This is a genomic window from Phyllobacterium sp. (assembly GCF_037994425.1).
Taxonomy (GTDB): domain Bacteria; phylum Pseudomonadota; class Alphaproteobacteria; order Rhizobiales; family Rhizobiaceae; genus Phyllobacterium.
Map to the genome: position 1 here is coordinate 1 of NZ_JBBNAM010000043.1, position 17,054 is coordinate 17,054.

21 protein-coding genes are annotated in these 17,054 nt (G+C 56.8%); 11 read left to right on the forward strand and 10 right to left on the reverse strand.

The window, feature by feature from the left end:
* Nucleotides 1-349: saccharopine dehydrogenase NADP-binding domain-containing protein (locus tag AAAB35_RS02645; protein ID WP_340666682.1), on the reverse strand; the 349-nt coding region annotated here is incomplete at its 3' end.
* A gap of 119 nt (nucleotides 350-468) precedes the next feature.
* Between AAAB35_RS02645 and AAAB35_RS02650 the strand changes: the two genes are divergently transcribed.
* Nucleotides 469-897, forward strand: a complete 429-nt coding sequence (locus tag AAAB35_RS02650; protein WP_340666683.1) for an Lrp/AsnC family transcriptional regulator — start codon at nucleotides 469-471, stop codon at nucleotides 895-897.
* On the opposite strand, the gene AAAB35_RS02655 is transcribed toward AAAB35_RS02650, so the two are convergent.
* Both AAAB35_RS02655 and AAAB35_RS02660 read right to left on the reverse strand, forming a co-directional pair.
* Nucleotides 869-1,384 (reverse strand): anthrone oxygenase family protein, encoded by a 516-nt coding sequence (locus AAAB35_RS02655; protein WP_340666684.1) that lies wholly within the window; start codon nucleotides 1,382-1,384, stop codon nucleotides 869-871. The two genes, AAAB35_RS02650 and AAAB35_RS02655, sit on opposite strands and share 29 nt — an antisense overlap.
* Nucleotides 1,381-2,019: a TetR/AcrR family transcriptional regulator gene (locus AAAB35_RS02660; RefSeq protein ID WP_340666685.1), complete on the reverse strand. Its 639-nt coding sequence runs from the start codon at nucleotides 2,017-2,019 to the stop codon at nucleotides 1,381-1,383. Before AAAB35_RS02660 ends, AAAB35_RS02655 begins: the two co-directional genes overlap by 4 nt.
* 171 nt (nucleotides 2,020-2,190) lie before the next feature.
* On the opposite strand from AAAB35_RS02660, the gene AAAB35_RS02665 reads away from it, so the two are divergent.
* From AAAB35_RS02665 to AAAB35_RS02675, 3 genes are read left to right on the forward strand one after another with little or no spacing between them, the layout of a single operon-like run.
* On the forward strand, nucleotides 2,191-2,979 hold the full coding sequence (locus AAAB35_RS02665) for a hypothetical protein (RefSeq protein WP_340666686.1): 789 nt from the start codon (nucleotides 2,191-2,193) through the stop codon (nucleotides 2,977-2,979).
* Nucleotides 2,980-2,992: 13 nt separating this feature from the next.
* On the forward strand, nucleotides 2,993-4,435 hold the full coding sequence (locus AAAB35_RS02670) for a DNA polymerase Y family protein (protein WP_340666701.1): 1,443 nt from the start codon (nucleotides 2,993-2,995) through the stop codon (nucleotides 4,433-4,435).
* Nucleotides 4,432-7,668, forward strand: a complete 3,237-nt coding sequence (locus tag AAAB35_RS02675) for an error-prone DNA polymerase (RefSeq protein ID WP_340666687.1) — start codon at nucleotides 4,432-4,434, stop codon at nucleotides 7,666-7,668. Before AAAB35_RS02670 ends, AAAB35_RS02675 begins: the two co-directional genes overlap by 4 nt.
* 8 nt (nucleotides 7,669-7,676) lie before the next feature.
* Here the strand turns inward: AAAB35_RS02675 and AAAB35_RS02680 are convergent, their stop codons facing one another.
* From AAAB35_RS02680 to AAAB35_RS02690, 3 genes are all read right to left on the reverse strand, one after another.
* Nucleotides 7,677-7,919: a hypothetical protein gene (locus tag AAAB35_RS02680; protein WP_340666688.1), complete on the reverse strand. Its 243-nt coding sequence runs from the start codon at nucleotides 7,917-7,919 to the stop codon at nucleotides 7,677-7,679.
* A gap of 161 nt (nucleotides 7,920-8,080) precedes the next feature.
* On the reverse strand, nucleotides 8,081-8,272 hold the full coding sequence (locus tag AAAB35_RS02685; RefSeq protein WP_340666689.1) for a CsbD family protein: 192 nt from the start codon (nucleotides 8,270-8,272) through the stop codon (nucleotides 8,081-8,083).
* A 252-nt stretch (nucleotides 8,273-8,524) separates the two neighbouring features.
* Nucleotides 8,525-10,513, reverse strand: coding sequence for an AI-2E family transporter (locus tag AAAB35_RS02690; RefSeq protein ID WP_340666690.1), 1,989 nt, complete (start codon nucleotides 10,511-10,513; stop codon nucleotides 8,525-8,527).
* A gap of 198 nt (nucleotides 10,514-10,711) precedes the next feature.
* On the opposite strand from AAAB35_RS02690, the gene AAAB35_RS02695 reads away from it, so the two are divergent.
* From AAAB35_RS02695 to AAAB35_RS02705, 3 genes are all read left to right on the forward strand, one after another.
* Complete coding sequence (locus AAAB35_RS02695; RefSeq protein ID WP_340666691.1) at nucleotides 10,712-10,870, forward strand: DUF3309 family protein; 159 nt, start codon at nucleotides 10,712-10,714, stop codon at nucleotides 10,868-10,870.
* Nucleotides 10,871-11,124: 254 nt separating this feature from the next.
* Nucleotides 11,125-11,463, forward strand: coding sequence for a DNA gyrase subunit B (locus AAAB35_RS02700; RefSeq protein ID WP_340666692.1), 339 nt, complete (start codon nucleotides 11,125-11,127; stop codon nucleotides 11,461-11,463).
* Between the two features lies 1 nt (nucleotide 11,464).
* Nucleotides 11,465-11,932, forward strand: coding sequence for a hypothetical protein (locus AAAB35_RS02705; RefSeq protein WP_340666693.1), 468 nt, complete (start codon nucleotides 11,465-11,467; stop codon nucleotides 11,930-11,932).
* Here the strand turns inward: AAAB35_RS02705 and AAAB35_RS02710 are convergent.
* A complete protein-coding gene (locus tag AAAB35_RS02710) occupies nucleotides 11,912-13,432 on the reverse strand; it encodes an HWE histidine kinase domain-containing protein (protein ID WP_340666694.1) in 1,521 nt (506 codons plus the stop codon). The genes AAAB35_RS02705 and AAAB35_RS02710 overlap by 21 nt on opposite strands.
* Before the next feature lie 163 nt (nucleotides 13,433-13,595).
* Between AAAB35_RS02710 and AAAB35_RS02715 the strand changes: the two genes are divergently transcribed.
* Nucleotides 13,596-13,817 carry a hypothetical protein gene (locus AAAB35_RS02715; RefSeq protein ID WP_340666695.1) on the forward strand — a complete coding sequence of 74 codons (222 nt, stop codon included), beginning with the start codon at nucleotides 13,596-13,598 and terminating at the stop codon, nucleotides 13,815-13,817.
* Nucleotides 13,818-13,850: 33 nt separating this feature from the next.
* Here the strand turns inward: AAAB35_RS02715 and AAAB35_RS02720 are convergent, their stop codons facing one another.
* The gene (locus tag AAAB35_RS02720; protein ID WP_340666696.1) at nucleotides 13,851-14,606 is read right to left on the reverse strand and encodes a Crp/Fnr family transcriptional regulator; all 756 of its coding nucleotides are present in this window, start codon (nucleotides 14,604-14,606) and stop codon (nucleotides 13,851-13,853) included.
* Between the two features lie 142 nt (nucleotides 14,607-14,748).
* Between AAAB35_RS02720 and AAAB35_RS02725 the strand changes: the two genes are divergently transcribed.
* Nucleotides 14,749-15,165, forward strand: a complete 417-nt coding sequence (locus tag AAAB35_RS02725) for a hypothetical protein (RefSeq protein ID WP_340666697.1) — start codon at nucleotides 14,749-14,751, stop codon at nucleotides 15,163-15,165.
* Here AAAB35_RS02725 and AAAB35_RS02730 read toward each other — a convergent pair.
* Both AAAB35_RS02730 and AAAB35_RS02735 read right to left on the reverse strand, forming a co-directional pair.
* Entirely contained in the window at nucleotides 15,148-15,699 is a 552-nt protein-coding gene (locus AAAB35_RS02730; protein ID WP_340666698.1) for an RNA polymerase sigma factor, read from the reverse strand. The genes AAAB35_RS02725 and AAAB35_RS02730 overlap by 18 nt on opposite strands.
* An 11-nt stretch (nucleotides 15,700-15,710) precedes the next feature.
* Nucleotides 15,711-15,914: a NepR family anti-sigma factor gene (locus AAAB35_RS02735; RefSeq protein WP_340666699.1), complete on the reverse strand. Its 204-nt coding sequence runs from the start codon at nucleotides 15,912-15,914 to the stop codon at nucleotides 15,711-15,713.
* A 190-nt stretch (nucleotides 15,915-16,104) separates the two neighbouring features.
* Here AAAB35_RS02735 and AAAB35_RS02740 point away from each other — a divergent pair, with 190 nt between their 5' ends.
* Both AAAB35_RS02740 and AAAB35_RS02745 read left to right on the forward strand, forming a co-directional pair.
* A complete protein-coding gene (locus tag AAAB35_RS02740) occupies nucleotides 16,105-16,899 on the forward strand; it encodes a response regulator (protein ID WP_340666700.1) in 795 nt (264 codons plus the stop codon).
* 64 nt (nucleotides 16,900-16,963) lie between these two features.
* A partial coding sequence (locus AAAB35_RS02745; protein WP_340666702.1) for a DUF1328 domain-containing protein occupies nucleotides 16,964-17,054 on the forward strand: 91 nt, incomplete at its 3' end.

Consider the following 17,054-nt stretch of genomic DNA (forward strand, 5'->3'; position numbering starts at 1 on the left):
AGGCAGTCTTTGCCGTAGCCGACAGCTGCTTGACGATGCGTGTGCTTGCAACGTCTTCGGTCAGATCGAGATAGTGGACGCTGGACTTGGCTGCTGCTTCGGCAATGCGTGTGGTCAAGTGAAACGGTGCCGCGCTCAGCACCGCGAACTTGCCTTCGAGGACCCGTTCAAGGGCGCCGGCTTCACCGATTTCGATGCATTTGGTCGCAACGTTGGCCGAAATATCGAGCGCATCGAGCTGGGTTTGCGCGCGGTCGACGACCGTGACGCTGTAATCTCCTGTGCCAGCGAGAAGATTGGCGATTGTTCCGCCGATTTTGCCTGCGCCTACGACAACGATCTCTTTCATATGATTCCCCATGGATAAAAAACTCATAGGAATTTCGCAGGTTGCTCGGCGAAATGAAGTGTGTAAACTGACGATATAACATCCTATTTTTTGGCATTACGACGTATAGATTGGTCATTATGCTGACAGAAGCCGATCATGCCCTGCTTTCACTGCTGCGTGAGAACGCAAGGGCCTCGACTGCCGACCTTGCCCGCAAGCTTGGCGTCTCGCGTACAACGGTGCAAAGCCGTATCGAACGGTTGGAAAAGCGCGGGATGATCCGTGGCTATGGCGTCCAACTCTCGCCGGAGTATGAGCAGAACCTCGTCAGAGCCCATGTGCTTGTTACGGCCTTGCCGAAACTTGCCGTCAAAGTCGAATCGGCCCTGAAAAAGATCCCCTGGGTGAGGAAGTTGCATTCGGTCAGCGGGCAGTTCGACATGATCGTAATCGTTGAAGCGCCTTCGATTCAGGAACTTGACCGGTTGCTCGATCAGATTGGTGCGCTTGAGGGCGTTGAACGCACCATGTCGTCGATCATTCTCTCGACGCGTATCGATCGCTGAGCGTGAAAAGTGCCAGCCCGGTCAACGCCAAGGTCACGCCACTCGTTAGTGCCCGCATCTTGTTCCAGAACTGCCAGACCGGTGAATAGTTCTGCCAGATAATGCGGGCAGTGGCTTCGTCAGCAGGGACCGTGACTTCAGCCAGCGCCTGGTTCATCGGCACATTGACGGTCATCGTCAGCAAAAGGCCGCCGAGGAAATATACGATCGCTCCAGCCGAGAAGAAAATGGCCGCGCTTTTGTGTCCTGACGAATAGGCGACAACAGCTGTCACCAACAGAACGACTGGGGTGCCGAAGAATGCCGGTGCGAAGACCGCATTGCGAACCGAAGCATTCATAGCCTGCATGGCGGCAATGGCTACGCGTGGATCCGCCGCATCCAATCCCCACATGGTTGAGCAAATCCACGCGTAGAAAAAACCGAAGATTGCACCGCTAAGGATCACTGAAAGTCCTGCAAGCGGATAGAGTAGAATCTTCTTCATTCAAGAGTGCCCTTGCCTGTTGGAGCGTCGCGGGGATAAAGGCGCAGGAACAGAGCGAATGCCTGTTGGGCACGCTTGTCGATGTCATGCGGGGACAACTCGTCGAGGACACCGATGACCCGCCGGATTTGAAGATCGCCTATGAGCAAACGGATATATATCTCGGTCGCCTCCATCGAATCCTCGCAAGCAATAAGGTTGGAGCGCTCGGCGCGCGCAATGAGTTCGCGCAGGAGCGGCACGATGGTATTGCGTCCCAGAGCAGCGATAGCGGGTCCGAGCGTGGCGGTATCCTTGACGTCTCCGGCGGCAGCGCGGTTGAGCGTGACAGCTTTCTCGCTGACGACGAGCGCTAGAAGAATGGGGCCAAGCGCTGAAAGCGCGGCGAGGGGATCGTCGTTCTTGGCAAGCGAGTCTTCCAGCTGTTGCTTTGCGTGAAGCGCATTGGTTTCCACGAGAGAGCGAAAGAGTGCCTGTTTATTCTCGTACCAATTGTAGAGGGTTTCGTTGGATGCGCCGGCGCGGCGCGCAACGGCGAGTAAGGAAGCGCTTTTGTAGCCGACGTCGTGAAGGACGGCATAGGCCGCCGCTTCGATCCGGTCGCGTCGTGCAGTTTGTTTTACCGTTTTAGCCATACGGATTTACCGTATATATTTGTACGGTTTTTTCAAGCCATTTCTGCGCTGCCTGGAATGACGCGTTTCTTTGATGGCCAACCCGCTTCCAAATGTCTTCTCGCCCTGCTTGACTCTTCCCGTCATTGGATTCCATAATAGAACATATCATGAACATAAGAGGTTGAATAAGTGGCTACAACCGTCGATCTTACGGCGTTGCGGCGCGACATTGCGTCTTTGAGCGCAGGCCATCAGCCTGCCGCGAAGCGCTCTGCTTTTACCTTCGGCCTCGATACGATTGACCGTGTCTTTCGGCATGGTACGGAACGGGGTGCAGTCCACGAAATCTTTGCGGATGCGGCTGGTGATGCGGGCGCTGCGACAGGCTTTGTCGCAGCGCTAGCCCTCCGTGCCGCGCCAGGTCAAAGCCTGATTCTCTGGCTTGAAGAGGATTTTGCAGCGCAGGAACACGGATTTCCTTATGCGCCGGGTCTCAAGAACATTGGCCTCGACCCACAACGCCTCATCATCGTGCGATGCCCCTCGTCTCAGGATGTCTTGAAGGCAGCCGCGGATAGTCTGGGCATTCGCGGCACAGGTGCGGTCATTATCGCACCCTGGAGCAACCCGAAATGCCTCGACCTCACTGCCTCTCGCAAGTTGCTGCTTTCTGCACAGCAGACGGACGTTCCCGCCTTTCTCTTACGCCTCGGCGCTAGTCCAAGTGAAAATGCCGCGACAACGCGCTGGCTCGTCCGGTCCGCCGCCTCACAATCGAGCGGTGCGGGCGCCCTTGGCCATCCTGTGTTCGATGCCACACTCATTCGAAACCGGCAGGGCATGACCGGCCATTGGATCCTGCAATGGGAGAGTGAAGACCATGTGTTCCAACAGATCGAACCGATTTCTGGCGATGTGGTTCCCGCACCTGCCTACCGACCGCCTCAAACGCGAAAATCCGGCACGCGGCCTTACTGACCAGAACCTGATCGTGGTGGACAAGCTCGCCAATGCCTTGCGGCTGACGGCCGTCGATGAACGCGCTGCCAAGGCCGGCCTCTATAAAGGCATGGCCCTGACTGACGCACGCGCCCAATTCGAGAAGCTCGACATCGCCTTCGCCTCGCCCCGCAAGGATGTTGAGCTCCTGGAAAAGCTCGCCGACTGGTGCGATCGCTATACGCCTCTGGTCGCAATCGATGCGCCGCACGGACTGCTTCTCGACATGACAGGTTGTATCCATCTTTTTGGCGATGAAGCAGCACTGCTTGAGGACATTCATCGGCAATTGAACCGGCATGGCATGATCGTGCAGGCGGCAATTGCCGGCAATGCGGCAGCTGCGAGCGCGCTCGCACGCCATTCGTCGGGAGGCATCATCGATCCTTCCGACCAGACGCGCCGTCTCTATGCCATGCCCCTTGTCAGTCTCGATCTCGAAGACGCTCATCTCGCTGGTCTTCGGCGTGCAGGTTTGCGTACGGTTGGCGACCTTGATGTTTTACCGCGGGCAGCCCTGACAGCCCGCTTCGGGGAAGGTCTCGTTGCGCGTCTCGACGCACTGTTCGGCAGGCAGAGCGAACCGATTTCGCCGCGACGCATCGTGCCAGTATGCATGGTTGAAAGACGCATGGCCGAGCCATTGATTGCCATGGAGTCGGTCGAATTGGTGCTTCTTGCGCTGGCAGACGAGCTTTTTATTCGCCTTGGACAGCGGGTAGAAGGCGCGCGCGAAATCGAAGCGAGCTTTTTCCGCACCGACGGCAATGTGCGCCGGCTGTGCATCGAAGCAGGGAGACCCCTTAACGATACGAAAACCCTGATGCGCCTCGTCAAGGAGCGCCTGTCCACCCTCGCCGAACCGCTCGATGCCGGCTTCGGCTTCGACATGATCCGGCTCGGCGCCCTGCGCACGGAGCGAACCCGGCATCAGCAGAAAAGCCTCGACGATCGCGAGCAGGAAACCGAGGAGGTGGACAGGTTGATAGACCGGCTATCCATCCGTCTAGGAAATAGCCGTATCCTACGTCCTGTCCCTGTCGACACGCATATCCCAGAACGCGCGGTGTCTCTCGAACCCGCGTCAAAAACCAGACGGGAGGGGCCTGCTGCATGGTCTACGCAGCCTGCAGGGGAGCCCCCCGAACGGCCAGTCAGGCTTTTCCAGCCACCCGAACGAATCGAGGCGACCTTCGAGGTTCCCGATGCGCCTCCCGCCCAATTCGTCTGGCGACGGGTCCGGCATAATGTCGTCCTTGCCGAAGGGCCAGAACGTATCGCGCCGGAATGGTGGCGGGAGCATTCAGGCGCGCTGACGAGGGACTATTACCGGCTGGAGGATAGTTCCGGAAAACGCTTCTGGGTCTTCAGGGAAGGTTTGCTAGAGCGAGGCACCCCGAATCCCCGCTGGTATCTGCACGGGCTTTTCGCATGAATTATAGCGAGCTTGCCGTCACCAGTAATTTCTCATTTCTGGAAGGCGCATCACAACCGGAGGAACTCGTCAGGGCTGCTGCCCTTCTTGGCCTTGACGGGCTCGGCATTGCCGACCGCAATACGCTTGCCGGGGTGGTTCGCGCCTATACCGCGCATAAGGACCTGCAAAAGGCGACCGGAATTGATCTCAAGCTCTTCATCGGTTGCAGGCTCACCTTCATCGACGATACGCCAGACTTGCTTGTATACCCGCGCGACCGCGCCGCCTATGGCCAGCTCTGCCGATTGTTGAGCGAAGGCAAGGTTCGATCCGCGATCAAAGGCGAATGCCATCTAAGGTTCGAGGATTTTCAATTCCGGGCCAGGGACTTCCAGATCATCGTCATGCCTGGCCATGGGAACGGGGACCTAACCGCCTTTCTCAGTAAATTGTCGCTTGCTGCTCCAGGCTCGGTCTGGCTTGGCCTTGCCATGCCGCATCAGGGCGCCGACAGACGCCATGGCGAAAGGCTGGCACGCATGGCGGCAAGGGCGGATGTTCCTCTGCTGGCAACCAACGATGTGCTCTATCACACCCCTTCGCGCCGTCCGCTACAGGATGTCCTGACCTGCATCCGCGAACATGTGACGATCGATGAAGCGGGCAAGCGTCTCGAAAAGAATGCCGAGCGGCATATGAAATCTCCGCAAGAAATGCAACGGCTTTTCCGGCATTTTCCTGCAGCCCTTCCCGAGATACGCCGCTTTATCGAGCCGATACGATTCTCTCTCGACCAGTTGAAATACAACTATCCTGATGAACCTGTACCGCCCGGCAAAACGCCCCAACAGCACCTTATCGACGAGACTTGGAAAGGCGCCGCAAAGCGCTATGCGGAAGGCATTCCCGACAAGGTAAGCAAGCTCCTCGAAAAGGAATTGGCGCTGATCGGCCAGCTCAACTATGCACCCTATTTCCTAACTGTCTACGACATCGTCACTTTTGCCCGTTCGCAGAATATCCTGTGTCAGGGACGGGGCTCTTCGGCAAATTCCGCAGTTTGCTACTGCCTCGGCATCACCGCGGTTGATCCGGTCAAGATCAACCTTCTGTTCGAGCGCTTTCTATCGGCAGAGCGCAAGGAGCCGCCGGATATTGACGTCGACTTCGAGCACGAGCGTCGCGAGGAGGTGATGCAATGGGTCTATGAGCGATATGGACGCCATCGTGCAGCCATTGTCGCCACGGTGATCAGCTATCGTCCGCGCAGCGCCATTCGCGATGTCGGCAAGGCCCTGGGCCTGACCGAGGACGTAACCGCAGCGCTTGCCAACACGGTCTGGGGCAGCTGGGGCTCGGCGGTCGAGAAGCAGGAGGTGCGTCAGGCAGGTCTTGATCCTGAGAACGTGATGATAAGGCGCGCAGTCAGACTCGCAACTGAACTGATCGGTTTTCCACGCCACCTCTCCCAGCATGTCGGCGGCTTCGTGCTGACGCAGGAGCGGCTCGATGAAACCGTTCCCATCGGTCCAGCCGCCATGGCCGATCGATCCTTCATCGAATGGGACAAGGACGATATCGATGCGCTCAATATCATGAAGGTGGATGTTCTGGCGCTCGGCATGCTGACCTGCATCCGCAAGGCCTTCGATCTCATTCAGCTGCATGGCGGCGAGCGCTTTGAGCTGGCAACGGTTCCCAAGGAGGATTCAAGGGTCTACGACATGCTCTGCAATGCCGATTCCCTTGGCGTCTTCCAGGTGGAAAGCCGCGCCCAGATGAACATGCTGCCGCGCCTGCGTCCCAGAGAATTCTATGACCTGGTGATCGAGGTTGCCATTGTCCGTCCTGGCCCGATCCAGGGCGACATGGTACATCCCTATCTGCGCCGCCGTAACAAGCTCGAACCTGTTTTCTACCCTGCACCTTCGCCGCACCATGGCGACAAAAATGAGTTGCGCAACGTTCTCGAAAAGACCCTTGGAGTTCCGCTCTTCCAGGAACAGGCAATGCGCATCGCCATTGAAGCGGCGAAGTTTACTCCCGACGAAGCCAACCAATTGCGCCGTGCCATGGCGACGTTCCGTCGTGTCGGTACGATCAATCAGATGGAGCAGAAGATGGTGAACGGCATGGTCCGTCGCGGCTACGAGCGTAGCTTCGCCGAAAATTGCTTCAACCAGATCAAGGGCTTTGGCGAATATGGCTTTCCTGAAAGCCACGCCGCCAGCTTTGCCATCCTCGTCTACATTTCCTCGTGGATCAAATGTCATCACCCGGCAGCCTTTGCCGCTGCACTCTTGAATTCGCAGCCCATGGGCTTTTATGCGCCGGCACAAATCGTTCGCGACGCGCGCGAGCACGGCGTGGAAATCCGTGCAGCCGATATCAATTTCAGCAGCTGGGATAACACACTGGAAAAGAAGGGCCGTGAGCTTGTCATGCGCTTGGGGTTGCGCCAGATCGGCGGTTTTTCCAAAGACTGGGCCGATATCATTCAAGCCAAACGCCGCTCTGCCTACACCAACATTGAAGAATTTCGTCGCCTGACGCGGCTCGAGCGACGGGCCTATGTGCTGCTTGCCGATGCCGATGCTTTCCGTTCGCTCGGGATTGCGCGCCGCGAGGCGCTGTGGGCGGTGCGCCGCCTGCCAAATGATGAAACCCTGCCGCTTTTCCTTGCAGCCGACACTAACGAGCCGGAGGAAGCTGAGACAAGGCTGCCTTCGATGAAGCTCTCAGAACATGTCGTTGCGGATTACGAATCGACACGACTCTCCCTGAAGGGCCACCCCATGCAGTTCCTGCGCGAGACGTTTGCCGAGGAGAATATTCTGACATGCAGGCAAGCAAACAGGGTGGGCAATAACCGCCGCGTCAAGGTTGCCGGGGTCGTGACCGTCAGGCAGCGGCCAGGAAGCGCCAAAGGTGTTGTCTTCATGACCATCGAAGATGAGACTGGTATCGCCAATATCGTTGTGTGGAAGAAACTCCTCGAAAAATACCGAAGGGAAGTGATGGGTGCACGCCTGATCCTGATCGAAGGGACGGTGCAAAGCGCCGAAAACGTCGTGCATGTCGTCGCAACGAAGCTTTCTGACAGGACGAATGAGCTCTATCGGCTTTCCGAACAGCTCGCGGCTCTACCCGTGTCCCACAGCGATGAGGTTGCTCACCCGGTTTCCGAGGAATCGCGTGGGCGCCATCCGCGCAACGTGCGCATCTTGCCGAAATCGAGGGATTTTCACTAGCCGACCGATTAAGCTTGCTTGTCCTCCTTGGCAAAGGCAGCGCGGTCGATGGCGGTGATCATGCAGATCTCGAGATCGCCCAGGCCATCCTTAATCTCCGAAAACGAAATGCCCGCGGCCTCCGCATCGGCCGCACATTTTTCTGCCAGCTGTTTCGGACGCCGGTCATGATGCGCCATGTCGGCGGGCCGGTTGGTATTTACATTGGTTGAGATCCAGTTGTTGACAAAATCGATCGCTCTCTGGCTCATCCAATCCTCCTTTATGCCTCTTCCCAAAGTGCCGAAATCAAAGGTTTTGGCGTCTGTTCCAAAATATTCTCTTATCCGACATATATCCAGTCCAGGATAGCAGCAAAGCAAGTGGCCGGCCCCATGTCGAGCCGGCCAAACCAAAATAACAAACTGCAATATCAGGCTCTATCGACGACCTTTTTAACCGCGTCCTTGGCCTTGCCCTTAGCTACCTGAGCCTGGCCCTTAACCTCCTGGGCCTTGCCTTCGGCTTCCATCTTTCGTGAACCGGTCATCTTGCCTGCAGCCTGCTTGAGATTGCCAGCAGCCTTGTTGGCCGTACCGGATACTTTGTCACTGGTGCTACCCATTCGTCCGCTCCTTAAGTGTGCGTTTACCAATTAGAAACGGACAAAGACTGGCAAGGTTCCGCTAATGACGGTGTTAATTCATTGAAAACATTGAGAATGTTCAAAAATGTGTGACCCGGCGCCCACGGGGGAACAGGCACCGGGTCCTTACGCCACTGGCTGGGGTTAGCCAGCAACCTCGAAACGTGTCAGCCCTATCTTGGTTCCAACCTCGGGATCTTTCCCCGAGATCTCCTGTCAAAGGTCCCAAGCTTATGCGCTTACGATCTCCAGCGCAGCTTCCACCGAGGGCGCGAAATGGCAATTGCGAGTCGAGCCCACGAACTTCTCGCCGTCGAAATTGTCGGAGTCCTCAGACCAGAAACTGATGACGATCTTAATCCGTCCGTTCCGGCGTCTTATGCGCCGCACCAGATAACGCGCGTGCGCAACGGATGAAACATTGAGATAGCTGACATGGATCACGCTGACACCCGTAAGATCAAGCTTACCGATACTCCCCGACTCCAGTTCGTCATGGGCTATGTCACGCACTTCGAAACCGCGCCGCTCCAGTATATCTCCCATGATGACCGCCGCTGCATCGTCGAGTTCGCCACGGCCCCCGGCGGACATGGCGATTCTGGTTTCTTCTTCAGGCGGCGCGTCCTTGGGCTTGACTTTTTTCGGTCTGGCAGCCGGCCGCTCGTCCTTCTTTTCAGTCTCATCCTTGTCGCCGTCTTCTTCCTCGTCTTCGTCCTGATGTTCCGAAAGGTTTTCCACGAGAAGGACGGTTCCCTGCGCGACGCGGCTCCGGCGGGCCGCGTCGAGTACGCCTCTCCCCCTGTCGTTCTCAGCGAGGAACAACGCCGGTATCGCGACCGAGGCATAGTAGTCCTCGATATTGGAAGACTGCAGAAACTCCTCCGCCTTTTCGGTTGCCTCGTCGGGATCGCCCGACAACAGCCGCTGGTAGAGCTGCTGCGGGGGCGAGAGCACAGGCTCGTTGCCCAGGAGAACGTCGAGGAACTCGAACTTCGGCACATGCCTGCCGAGAACGACAAGACAAACGGTCAGGGGGGTCGAAAGTATCAACCCGATTGGTCCCCAGATCCAGGTCCAGACGATAGCGGCCATGAGGATGGCAACGGGCGATAGGCCGGTCCTCGATCCGTAGAGCAAGGGCTCCATGACGTTGCTGCTGATGAGTTCAAGCACGATGAACAAGGCACCTGTCCAGAATAGCAGCATCCAGCCCGGATCAACGGCGAGCGAGAGAATAAGCGGAAAGGCAGCGGCCATGATTGGACCGATGTAAGGCACGAAGCGCAGGACGATTGCGAGCATGCCCCACAACATCGGATTGGGAATCCCGATGAACCATAGACCGATGCCGATCGGAACACCGAAGCTTATGTTAATGACCAGTTGCATCAACAGATACTGCCCCACGCGCTTTCCCGCATCATGCAGCGCGGTCGTCGTTCGGTGGATGTCGCTTGCGCCAACCAATTTTATGAAACGGTCGCGAAGGTCTTCGCGGCGCATCAGCATGAAGATCACCACGACGATGATGATGCCGATCGTTGCCAACGGTTGAATAAGCGGTCCAGCAAAGGTCTGAAGCAAGCTCAGCGGATCGGGTGGCGGATATTTTATCTCGACCGGAACCGGCTTGTTGGGGTCCTTCCCCTGCAACGGGGCGTCGTTAGGCTGGCCGGTCTCCACGTTTTGTGGTCGCTCGTGCTGGGGATCAGGCTTCTTTTCCGCATCGACTGGAAAACGCTCAACCTCGTCGGAACGGCCGATCTCCTCGCTGAACCGCTTCAGCATGCGCGCACCCCGATCAAAAACGCTGTTGCCGGACTGCGCTTCTTTTACCGTGCGGATCTTGGCTTCGATATTGTATTGGTAACTTGGGAGGTTTTGGGCGAGCACCGTCAGCTGACTGACGACAACGCTCACAAAGACGAAGATGACAAGAAACGCCATGACAACGACGCTGATGACTGCAAAGGCCCTCGGAATGCCGGATCGGTGCAGCCTTGTCACAACCGGTGAAAGGGCGAAGGTCAAAAGCAGGGCCATCGCCAGCGGCACGAAAACATCGCGGGCAAAATAGAGCGCCGCAACGATGGCTATGGCGACGACTATGGGCGGAAATTGCTGCTGCGCATCGGTCACCACGGGCGGCGGAACCGAACGCAAAGTAACCCGTTCGACCGCACGCGGAGACTTCGCTCCGCTATCCTCAGACGGCATGAAAATCCCCCAATCTGAGGTCCATCAATAACACGCTCCCGTTGCAACCCGAAATGGAAACGAAGCCGGCTCAAATTGGTTGCATGGGTCCATGTCCGTTCCTACCACGCATGACCCGACACGCAGAGGCCTGGAGGAACCAAAATTCATTTCACGTGTTTCGAACGGGACGATACGCCACCGATAGGGAGACATGGAATGTCACTGACGACATTGTTGATCATAATTCTCATTCTGGCGTTGATCGGTGTCTTTCCGAGTTGGCCGCACGCAAGAAGCTGGGGTTACGGCCCTTCTGGGCTGCTCGGAATAGTTCTGGTCGTCGTTCTTATCTTGCTCTTGATGGGCAGGATTTAACTTTAGCAAGGAGTTTTCAGACATGATGCGTGGTGTTTTGCTTTGGCTTATAGGATTGCCCCTTCCGATCATCCTCATTCTTTGGTTGCTCGGCTACCTTTCTTAAATCACTCCCTTTCACGCCGGCGAAACAGCCGGCGTCGCGTTAGCCATCTTAGGCTTGTCAGCTTGCGATACGTTTTCAAGCGTGGAACAAATGCCTATGAGCAACGTTCCCGCAGCATATGCAGCCATTTTCTTAAAGGAGTTTTCTCATGGCCTCTGTCTCCTCGAAGGTCCGCAAGGCGGTCGATGACGCGACCGAATCCAATCCCGATCTGCAGGCCCAAGTGGCGGCTTTGAGGGAAGATATTGCGAAGATCACGACGACACTCGCCAAGATCGGCAAGAACACGGCGCAAGACGCTCGGCGTAGTGCCGCAAGCTCCTTCGAGACCGCGAAAGTGCGAGGGGAGGAAACCTTTGAAGACCTGCGCTCACAAGCGCGCGAGTTAGAGGACCAAATTGCCGAGACCGTGCGTGAGAAGCCGCTGACTGCCATTGCCGTCGCCGCTGGCGTTGGTTTCCTTTTGGCCCTGGTTGCCCGTCGCTGACATGCTGAAGCTGCTGGCCCCGCTTTTGACCAGCCTTGCGGCTGGAGAGGTTGGTTTGGTCGTCAGCCGAGCCAAACAGAGCGCCGCGTTCATGGCGATCATCGCGATTCTCGTGACGGTGGGTTTTATCTTTTTGTTGGTGGCTGCGCAGATCAGCCTGGCAGAACATTATGGGCGCTTGAACGCGGCGCTGATGATTGCGGGTTCAGCATTTGGGCTTGCAATCATTGCCTTCATAACGATGAGAATCGCGTCGTCGGCCGCGAGGCGCCGCCAGGAAGAACGGGCAAAGGTCGATACATCAACGGTGTTGACCATTGCCGCGCTCGCTTTAGCGCCAGCGCTGTTCCGTTCCAGGGCTTTGCTCATGCTGACAGTTCCGCTTGTTGCGCTCGGCGGTCTCTCTCTTGCCGGCAAGAAGAAAAAACGGCGTCCCCGGCCCGATCCGTCAGCGGGTGACGGGATCTGAATAATCGCCGACCGGCATGGAGATAAGCGCCTCCATGCCTGTTTCGGGATAGCTTAGCCGGACGCTACTCGACAGGACCTTATCGAGACTTCGCTCGATCAGCTTCAGGCCGAGACCCCGTTTATCCGGCGCCAAGATGCGCGGGCCATCGGATTCGATCCAACGAATAATGATGCGGGACTCGTGCAGGCCGACTTCCAGTTGCCACGCTATGTGCACGTGACCGGTCGCAACCGAAAGCGCTCCATACTTCGCTGCGTTGGTGGCAAGTTCGTGCAGCGCAATACCGAGGCCCAAGGCATGATCCGGGGGCAGCATGATATCCTCGCCGACGAGTTCGATCTGGGCAACATCGAAAATTGCGTAAGGTTCGACCTGTTTGGTGATCAGGTCGACGAGACTGATACCGCTCCATTCACGATCGGACAACAAAGTGTGCGCTTCAGAGATGGCGCGCAGACGACCCGAGAAGGCATCCATGAATTCAGCCGGGTCAGAGGTGCGACTGAGCGTCTGCCTCGCGAGCGATTGCAGCATGGCCAGCGTATTCTTGACGCGATGATTGAGTTCGCGCAGCAGGAAACGCGTCTTCTCGGCGGCATTCTTTGTGTTTGTAATATCAATGTTGACGCCGACAGCGACCACGGGCTTTCCCGACGCATCACGCTCGAAAATGCGGCCGCGACCTAGCAGCCACTGACCGGACGAAGCGGCACGAAATTCCCCGATATAGTCCTGGTTTTGCGCAAGCGCGCGCGCGAACGCATATTTCATCGCAGGAAAATCGTCGGGATGCATGGCCCGAAACACGTCCTCGCCGCTGATAGCCCGATCCGGATCGAGACCCAGCATTTCATAGGCCATGCGATTGCCGGTGAACCTGCCGCTACGCAAATCCCAAACCCAGCTCCCGACGTTCCCAACTTCGAGGGCCATGGCGTTACGATCGTCATCACGATTCAGAGCAGCGACACGCTCGGTTCCTTGCCTGGAGTCACGCTTGAGTTCGATCAAGGAGCCAGCGATGTTCGCCAGGCTTGCAAGCTGGTCCTGTTGTGCGGGGGTGAATTCGGTTCGTGATTCATCCGACATGACGCTTACTGCACCGATGCATTCGTCCGAGACGCAGATCGGCGCAACGGCGATAAACTTCAAGCCGGGTGCATGGGTGACACAGTGGAGGTCCGCAAAGCGGACATCCTGCGCCGCGTTGAGCACGACGAGACAGCTTGCCTCTGATATTGTCAGGGCGGCAGCTTCGAACGGCCATATATTGGCCCTGCCGAGCGATCCCTTGTGAGCCAGGACCTGGCTTTGCCGCTCATCGACGAGCGAGATTTGGGCAGCAGCAGCATTTCCCGTCGATAGTGCGAGCGTAGCAATGTTATCGAAGTCGGAATCGCCTTCGATTCCGAGCGTCGTCAAATTCGAGAGCACGTCCAAGCGTGCTGGCTCGGACATTGCCTGGAAGAGGTTTTCTGAAATTGGCCGTGATTTCATGTCGCTATGAGGTACTCCGCAACCCGCCCCCACTCCCATGTGTTACCATGTCGTGGTTCATCAACGCCACCATTTATGCATGGTTCCCGTGGGGAACAAATATTTGGTAGTCCCGTTTTGGTTGAGCGTTCAATGCTTGATTGGCCATGAAATGGAGAGACACATGCTGGAAGCTAACGATATTCTCACCGATCAAGGTTTGAGTAGGGCACAGAAAATTGCAAAGCTCGAAGACCTTTTGAGCGAGGCGCGAGGATTGCAGCGGGCCGCAACCGAAGGTGGGATGGACCCCGACGATGGCGTGACGCGCAACCTTCGGGATATAGAACTTGCATTGAACCAGTTGAATGCCGAACAACCGGAAGCCGGCGCGGCCACTCTATAACGTAACGCTACGTAAGCTACTGCTGACGTAGTGTTAGATGAAGGGTCGGGCGGTCGATGGCAGGCCGGCCCATTTTGACACGTCCAGCAGAACTTTCTCGTCAAGCACTTCACAACCACGGTCCAGCCAGCGGAGTGCACCGCGACTTGCCAGCTTCTTCAAAGTTTTGTTGGTATGCACGATCGAAAGACCGAGCGTATCAGCTACATGCTGTTGCCGAAGCGGCAGTACCAAGGTGTTGCCTTTTACCATACCGACCGACTTCGCCCGTTGGAAGAGAAATGCAAAGAGGTAGGCCGCGCGCTCAAGTGCCGTGCGCCTGCCGACGCTCAACAATATCTCATCCAGCATTTGCTCCTCGCGCGAGGCGATCCATGTGATGTCATAGGCAAGGCTCGGAAAGTTGCTGAACAATGCCGGCAACTTATCCCGCTGAAAAACGCAGAGGATCATGGGCGACAGGGCTTCGATCGAATGGGACATTTCCTTCATCAGCGACCCCTGAAGGCCGATGAGATCGCCGGGAAGGATGTAGTTGAGCACCTGACGCCGGCCATCCTCCAGCATCTTGTAGCGAAAGCCCCATCCAGAAAGCACCGTGAACAGATGCGCGCTATTGGCGCCCTCGACTAGCACCGTGGTTCCGGTGTCGGCAACAAGCTCCCCTGTCTTGAAGCTCGAAAGGAAAGCTATCTCGTCCGTTTGATGTGGCTGGAGGTGCGGAACGTCCTGCAAGGGACACTTGTCGCAGGGAAACTGGCGTGCTGTTGATGCGGCGGCTGTGTTCATGCTTTTGTTCCCCGTTCCGCTCGCTACGCTATCACGATGCCCGCAAATTGCTCGTGCCTTCTTTGCAATCGATATGTCTTAGTTAAATGACACGTGGCCCCACCTCCGCGCATAACGGCTCCCCGACAAGGAGCACGTGAAAATGGAAATGACGGGCATGCGGCTTCTGGCCCTTGAGGATGAATATCTGATAGGGCTGGATTTGGAACGCATAGCAGAAGAATGTGGCGCACGATCGATACAACTCACAGCGACGATTGGCGAATTGCAGAACTTGATCTCCGGCAATGCCGAATACGATATAGCCATCCTCGAAGTGCAGGCGCGCGGCGCCTCATCGCTCGCGGCGGCCGCCGAATTGCAGCGCCGCGGCACACCCATCGTTTTCACGACCGCCTACGACCATGAGGCCAACGGCGTTGCAGGATTTCCGGATGTTCCCGTTGTTCCAAAGCCGTATGGAAAATCCCAGATCGTCAGGGCAGTAGCCAGCGCCTTGGCCAAGTCGGGCCGCAGTCCTGCATCGCGCCGGGACGGTGCCTCAGGCGAATTTGTTTGAGGTGACCTGCGTCGCGATCGAATCCGGGCCGTAGTCCCCCTCACCCTGGATCTCGAGGAGCTCCTGCAGCCGCGTTCTTGCGCGGCTCACCCGGCTCTTGATCGTACCGACAGCGCAACCACAAATGTCGGCGGCTTCTTCGTAAGAAAAACCTGATGCGCCCACAAGAATTATCGCTTCACGCTGATCATCGGGCAACTTGTCGAGCGCCTTGCGGAAATCCTGGAGGTCGAGTGAACCATATTGCGCCGGGTGCACCGATAGCTGTTCGGTGAACGTACCATCGGAATCCTGCACTTCGCGCCCGCGCTTGCGCATCTGGCTGTAGAATTCGTTGCGCAGGATCGTGAACAACCATGCCTTGATATTGGTGCCCGGCTCGAAAGAGTCCTGCTTGGCCCAGGCCTTCATGATCGTATCCTGGACGAGGTCGTCCGCCCTGTCCGGATTGCCGATCAACGATACGGCGAATGCGCGCAGCTTGGGCAGGGACGCAATCAAGTCTCTCTTGAAATCAGTCGATACGTGGACCATTCACCAGCCTGCTATTCGGATGTTTGCGCGTGGTTGCGTTCAGCCTCGTCAAGCTTCTCAAGCAAGTCCAGAAAACGAGCCGGAATCTCCTCCTCCTGTACGGATGCGTATAGCGCACGCAGCTTCAATCCAATCTCAGTCTCGGCATTCCTGATGTCGCGGCGACGGACCCGCGCTTTTTCAGGCGCGTCAATTAAGGATTTTCTTGCATTCATTCGTAGGATCTTTGCTGGTTGTCGCAGAGTACTTCGGATTCATTCAATAAGTTGAGCACATTAGCTTTCATAATTCGCAATGAGACGAAAAGTTCCCTTGTTGGGAACTTTTTTTTTGCGAATGTGTTTCTGTTCGTCGCTCATCACAGGCCGGCCCATTCAATACTCACCGGAGAACAGGGAACTCAATATGTCATTATCCACACGGATAGCCCCTCACTTGCCTTACCTTCGCCGCTTTGCTCGCGCCATCACCGGTTCGCAATCCTCTGGCGATGCCTACGTCGCAGCGACACTTGAAATTCTCATTGCCGACGTTTCCCTTTTCCCGACCACGGGCTCTGACCGCGTCAGCCTGTACAAACTGCTGGTAAAGCACTTCAATTCGGTGAATGTCCGCCCGCTAGAACTGCAGTCGGAATATGGCTGGGAAAAACACGCGGCCGCCAACCTTACAGCGATCGCGCCAAAGGCCCGCCAGGCATTCCTGCTGATCAGTCTCGAAGGCTTCAGCAAGGGCGAGACGATGGAAATCCTCGATGTCAGCGAAGGCGAGCTTTACGAGCTTCTTGACGAGGCATCGGTCGGCATTTCCAAGCAAATTGCTACCGACATCCTCATAATTGAAGATGAGCCGCTGATTGCCATGGATATCGAGCACATGGTCGATAGCCTTGGTCACCGCGTCGTGGGCATTGCCCGCACCAAGGACGAAGCGGTTTCGCTCTACGCCTCGACCAAGCCAAGCATGATTCTCGCCGATATCCAGTTGGCGGATGGCAGCTCTGGCATCGACGCTGTCAACGATATCCTCAGCCAGGATGCTGTTCCGGTCATCTTTATTACAGCGTTCCCTGAGCGCCTGCTAACCGGCGAGCGGCCCGAACCGACATTCCTGGTGACAAAGCCGTTCAACCCCGACATGGTGAAGGCTCTGATCACCCAGGCTTTGTTCTTCAAGGAAAGCAGCAAAGCCAAGGTTTAACGCCGGCAGGGAACCAAATCTCGTTCAACCCGTTACATCCCCGACGAGATAGGGAGAACGCTAAATGCTTTACTATGCTGTAATATTTCTGATCATAGCGCTTGTCGCCGGTGCGTTGGGATTTGGCGGTATTGCCGGTGCATCCGCCGGGATTG

Excerpts from the sequence above, each read along its gene's own strand:
- AAAB35_RS02740 (WP_340666700.1), top strand. The coding sequence starts at position 16,105 with ATGTCATTATCCACACGGATAGCCCCTCACTTGCCTTACCTTCGCCGC.
- AAAB35_RS02675 (WP_340666687.1), top strand. The coding sequence starts at position 4,432 with ATGAATTATAGCGAGCTTGCCGTCACCAGTAATTTCTCATTTCTGGAA.
- AAAB35_RS02720 (WP_340666696.1), bottom strand. The coding sequence starts at position 14,606 with ATGAACACAGCCGCCGCATCAACAGCACGCCAGTTTCCCTGCGACAAG.
- AAAB35_RS02655 (WP_340666684.1), bottom strand. The coding sequence starts at position 1,384 with ATGAAGAAGATTCTACTCTATCCGCTTGCAGGACTTTCAGTGATCCTT.
- AAAB35_RS02700 (WP_340666692.1), top strand. The coding sequence starts at position 11,125 with ATGGCCTCTGTCTCCTCGAAGGTCCGCAAGGCGGTCGATGACGCGACC.
- AAAB35_RS02660 (WP_340666685.1), bottom strand. The coding sequence starts at position 2,019 with ATGGCTAAAACGGTAAAACAAACTGCACGACGCGACCGGATCGAAGCG.
- AAAB35_RS02725 (WP_340666697.1), top strand. The coding sequence starts at position 14,749 with ATGGAAATGACGGGCATGCGGCTTCTGGCCCTTGAGGATGAATATCTG.
- AAAB35_RS02735 (WP_340666699.1), bottom strand. The coding sequence starts at position 15,914 with ATGAATGCAAGAAAATCCTTAATTGACGCGCCTGAAAAAGCGCGGGTC.
- AAAB35_RS02695 (WP_340666691.1), top strand. The coding sequence starts at position 10,712 with ATGTCACTGACGACATTGTTGATCATAATTCTCATTCTGGCGTTGATC.
- AAAB35_RS02730 (WP_340666698.1), bottom strand. The coding sequence starts at position 15,699 with ATGGTCCACGTATCGACTGATTTCAAGAGAGACTTGATTGCGTCCCTG.
- AAAB35_RS02715 (WP_340666695.1), top strand. The coding sequence starts at position 13,596 with ATGCTGGAAGCTAACGATATTCTCACCGATCAAGGTTTGAGTAGGGCA.
- AAAB35_RS02705 (WP_340666693.1), top strand. The coding sequence starts at position 11,465 with ATGCTGAAGCTGCTGGCCCCGCTTTTGACCAGCCTTGCGGCTGGAGAG.
- AAAB35_RS02685 (WP_340666689.1), bottom strand. The coding sequence starts at position 8,272 with ATGGGTAGCACCAGTGACAAAGTATCCGGTACGGCCAACAAGGCTGCT.
- AAAB35_RS02690 (WP_340666690.1), bottom strand. The coding sequence starts at position 10,513 with ATGCCGTCTGAGGATAGCGGAGCGAAGTCTCCGCGTGCGGTCGAACGG.
- AAAB35_RS02650 (WP_340666683.1), top strand. The coding sequence starts at position 469 with ATGCTGACAGAAGCCGATCATGCCCTGCTTTCACTGCTGCGTGAGAAC.
- AAAB35_RS02680 (WP_340666688.1), bottom strand. The coding sequence starts at position 7,919 with ATGAGCCAGAGAGCGATCGATTTTGTCAACAACTGGATCTCAACCAAT.
- AAAB35_RS02710 (WP_340666694.1), bottom strand. The coding sequence starts at position 13,432 with ATGAAATCACGGCCAATTTCAGAAAACCTCTTCCAGGCAATGTCCGAG.